The 2,325-nt window shown below is 36.2% G+C and carries 1 protein-coding gene; it reads left to right on the top strand.

The features are described from left to right. Nucleotides 1-2,236, top strand: a 2,236-nt coding sequence (locus tag ACFIK4_RS04395) for a type ISP restriction/modification enzyme (RefSeq protein WP_375675140.1), incomplete at its 5' end; no start/stop codon positions are given. Between the last annotated feature and the right edge of the window lie 89 nt (nt 2,237-2,325).

Here is a 2,325-nt window from a genome sequence, read left to right as displayed (position 1 = left end):
AAGCTTGGGGTCACGTGGAGTTTCTATTCTTGACCCTTTCACTGGAACGGGTACCTTTATCACAAGGCTTTTACAATCAAATCTCATAAAACCAGAGGATATGGAATATAAGTTCCGTCATGATATCCATGCCAATGAGATTGTTTTACTGGCTTATTACATAGCTGCCATTAATATTGAATCAACTTATCATAGTCTTATGAAAGGAGATTACATCCCTTTCAAGCATATTGGCTTAACCGATACGTTTCGGATGCTGGAAAAACAAGATTTGATGAAAGGTTTATTAGAGGAAAACAGTGAATATTTAGAGCATCAAAAAAATTTGAATATTGAAGTGATCTTTGGCAATCCTCCTTATTCCGTGGGACAGAAAAGTGCTAATGACAATGCTAAGAACAGTCCTTATCCGCTATTAGATAAACGCATCAGTGACACGTATGCTGCTCAATCGAATGCAAATCTTATGCGAAATCTGTATGATAGTTATATCCGTGCCATTCGCTGGGCTAGTGACCGTATAAAAAAACGTGGTGTTATTGGTTTTGTTTCTGGTTCTGGTTACATAGAAAAACCAGCAATGGACAGTTTACGAAAATCTTTAGCCAAAGAATTTACAAGTATTTATGTTCTCAATCTGAGGGGTGATATTCGTAAAAATATGTTAAGCAATGGGAAGGCTCAAGAAGGACAGAATATTTTTGGTAGTGGTAGTATGACTGGTATTGCCGTGACATTATTTATCAAAAATCCCAATGTTTCTGGAGATTGTAAAATTTATTATCATGACATTGGTGATAATCTTACGACAAAAGATAAACTTTTTGCACTTAATTATTTGGGTAGCATTAATGGTGTCACAAATAAATCAAGTTGGAAAATAATTATACCAGATAAACATGGTGATTGGATAAATCAACGTGATGAGAGTTTTGAGACATTTATAGTCTTAGGGTATAAAAAAGAACACGATAAAAAGCTGTTTGAAATTTTTTCTTGTGGTGTCGTAACCAGTCGTGATGCTTGGGCATACAACTCAAGCCGTAAAGATTTAGCAAAAAATATGAGTGATATGATTGCTTTCTATAACAGCGAAGTAAAACGTTTTAATGATACGCATCCACATGCTGATCATAAAATACGTGCAAATGCTGTAAACAATTTCATCAATGCAGATGAGAGCAAGATTAGCTGGAGCCATAATGTTAAACAAGAATTGGTAAGAGGAAAAATTCTTAAATTCGAAGATGCATGCCTCATGCAAAGTTTATATCGCCCTTTTACACGACAGTGGCTTTATTATAATCGTACTTTCAATGAGAGAGTTTACCAAACGCCGCGTATATTCCCAATGGAGAAAGCGGTTGAAAATAAAATCATACAAGTTACAGGCATAGGAGCAATGGGAGGCTTTTCTGTGCTTATGACTACGGCTCTGCCCGATGTTCAGGTGATAGAAAATGGACAATGCTTTCCACGCTATATTTATGAAGATAGTACGGTCCCAAAAAGTAAAAGAGAGAAACAATCCCATTTATTTACGGATTCTACAGAAGAAAGTAAAACAGTTGGTTTACAGAGGCATGATGCCATTACGGATGAAGGATTAGCACATTTTAAAGCTGCTTATCCTAATGAAAAAATTACTAAGGATGATCTATTCTATTATGTTTACGGTCTACTTCATTCGGAAGATTATCGCTCTCGTTATGCTGATAACCTCTCTAAAGAACTGCCTCGTATCCCGTGTGTAAAGAGTGCTGATGACTTTTGGAAGTTCGTAACAGCAGGGCGTGAACTCGGTCATTTGCACGTGAATTATGAAACTGTAGAGCCTTATCCAGTGACCTTTAAAAAGGGTAATCCAAAACAAACAGAGATCTCTAATCCCGAAAAATTCTATTACGTGACTGAAATGAAATTTTCTGGGAATAGTAAGGAAAAGGATAAATCTACAGTTATTTATAACAGCAATATCATTATGACAGATATCCCTCTTGAAGTTTATGAGTATATCGTCAATGGCAAGCCCGCTCTTGAATGGGTTATGGAGCGTCAATGTGTAAAGACTGATAAAAAGAGTGGCATTGTGAATGATGCCAATCGCTATGCTGTTGAAACCGTTGGCAACCCTGCCTACCCTCTAGAGTTATTTCAGAGGGTTATTACCGTAAGTTTAGAAACCATGAAAATCGTTAAGAACTTACCAAATTTGGTATTAAAAGAAACTGAATAACTTATAAAGCATGCTCACATAATGGGTATGATAAACGCATAAGGGGTATAGAGCTTATAACCATAATCTATACCTCTTTTGTTAAGTTG

The sequence above is a fragment of the Bartonella sp. AP9QHHD genome, from assembly GCF_042195625.1.
GTDB lineage: Bacteria > Pseudomonadota > Alphaproteobacteria > Rhizobiales > Rhizobiaceae > Bartonella.
The sequence above is the reverse complement of the archived record's forward strand: the minus strand, read 5'-3'. Positions and strand labels throughout refer to the sequence as shown.